The following is a 1,529-nucleotide window of genomic DNA, read 5'->3' on the forward strand; positions in this document are numbered from 1 at the left end:
AGTAAGGAACTGCCACGAATGCGGTACATCCGGTTAGGTTCTGACCGTTCCTACCTGCTGTCCCGAATCACCTACACCCTTGAGGCCCGGAAGTTGGTTAGGCAGATGAAGCCCGACTTGGTGGTTGAGGATTTTAGCCCCTACTCTCCCGTTCTGGCCTCCCGGTATTTCGACGGGCCGAGTATCGCGGTGGTAAACGTCCTGCCCGGTTGGAACGCCGTAAGGCACATCGGCCCCCTGGGTGTCGTGTCCCTCTTTGCCGAGATGGACCTGCATAGCACCTACCGCCACTTCATAGCTGGTTCCCAAAGCGTCTACCGGGAACTCACGGAGAAGGCCCGGCTGGACTCCGACGTTGTCCTTATCCCTAACGGGATTGACCCCTACTTCCTTGAACCACACGACACGCCAGAGGAGAACTTCATCCTGTTTGTGGGCCGTCTGGACATCTACCAGAAGGGCATTGATACTCTGCTAAAATCCTTCCAGTTGCTATCCGAGGAGCATCCCGAAATCCGCTTGGTTATCGCCGGGGATGGCCCGGACGAGGGGAAGGTAAAACGGCTTATAAGGGACTTGGGGCTTGAGGGCAAGGTTGACATGGTGGGCCATGTGGGTCTTGAACGCCGTGAACTCTACCGCCGATGCCTGTTCGCAGTCTGTCCCTCCCGTTTTGAGGGCTTCGGCTTGGTAGCTCTTGAAGCTCAGGCTTGCGGGAAAGAGGTGGTGGGGAGCAGGATACCAGGATTGGATGAGGCAATAAGACACAACAAGACGGGATTATTAGTTCCTCCTAATGAACCATTGGTGTTAGCCGGAGCAATGGACTGTCTGATTTCATGTCCTCATATCCGAAAGGAATGCGGTGAGCAGGGTAGGGCATGGGCCTCCCGCTTCTCCTGGGATGAGTCCGCACGGAAGCAGGTGGAGTTCTTTCAGGGGGTGATAGGGTGAAAGACGACACGAAGGATACCTTGCTTGCAATAGGTACTTTTATCCTCGGCTTCTGGTTTATGGTCTTTGTGGGGTGGGTGGGACATTGGATTTCGGAACTTCTGGAATGGCTCTCAAGGTGAGAATATTGAGGGCTATTTGGAACAGGATCAGGGATTTCTGGCGTTGGTATAAGAACTTTCCTCCCGATGATGACGGGGATATTTAGGTGCTTGAGTTGATTATCGTGGGAATAATCCTTTTAATCCTTTTGGGGATAACGATATGGTTAGTATTTTTCGACAAGTAAGGCGGGGGTTGGTCCTGGGGAAAATCTACATAGGCCGTGCGCTCGGCTGGGTTGGCATATTGAATACCTCCCTGTTGTGCTACATCGCCTTCAAGTCTTACCTGACCAAGCATCCCGTCCTGATACCCCTTGTGGTTATCGGAACGATAGGCGGCATGGTGTTTTTAGGATGGCTCGATGTCCGACTCGGCTTCTACCGGGAGGAGCAGAGGAAACAGTCAGAGGAGAATCCGGCACTCAGGGGGTTCCTGAAATGATAACGGAACAAAAGCGAGAATACATGGCA

At 53.2% G+C, this 1,529-nt stretch carries 3 protein-coding genes; all 3 read left to right on the forward strand.

Annotated elements, in window-relative coordinates:
* Positions 1-954, forward strand: a 954-nt coding sequence (locus HWQ67_RS18250) for a glycosyltransferase (RefSeq protein ID WP_218254122.1), incomplete at its 5' end; no start/stop codon positions are given.
* Entirely contained in the window at positions 951-1,076 is a 126-nt protein-coding gene (locus HWQ67_RS20080) for a hypothetical protein (protein WP_255317347.1), read from the forward strand. The genes HWQ67_RS18250 and HWQ67_RS20080, both read left to right, overlap by 4 nt.
* A 142-nt stretch (positions 1,077-1,218) precedes the next feature.
* Positions 1,219-1,500 carry a hypothetical protein gene (locus HWQ67_RS18255; protein WP_218254123.1) on the forward strand — a complete coding sequence of 94 codons (282 nt, stop codon included), beginning with the start codon at positions 1,219-1,221 and terminating at the stop codon, positions 1,498-1,500.
* Positions 1,501-1,529: the final 29 nt, after the last annotated feature.

Source organism: Candidatus Magnetobacterium casense (genome assembly GCF_019173545.1).
In the GTDB taxonomy this organism is placed as follows: Bacteria; Nitrospirota; Thermodesulfovibrionia; order Thermodesulfovibrionales; family Magnetobacteriaceae; genus Magnetobacterium; species Magnetobacterium cryptolimnobacter.

Bases quoted from the DNA above. Each gene is read 5' to 3' on its own strand.
- HWQ67_RS18255 (WP_218254123.1), top strand. From the start codon at position 1,219: ATGGTTAGTATTTTTCGACAAGTAAGGCGGGGGTTGGTCCTGGGGAAA.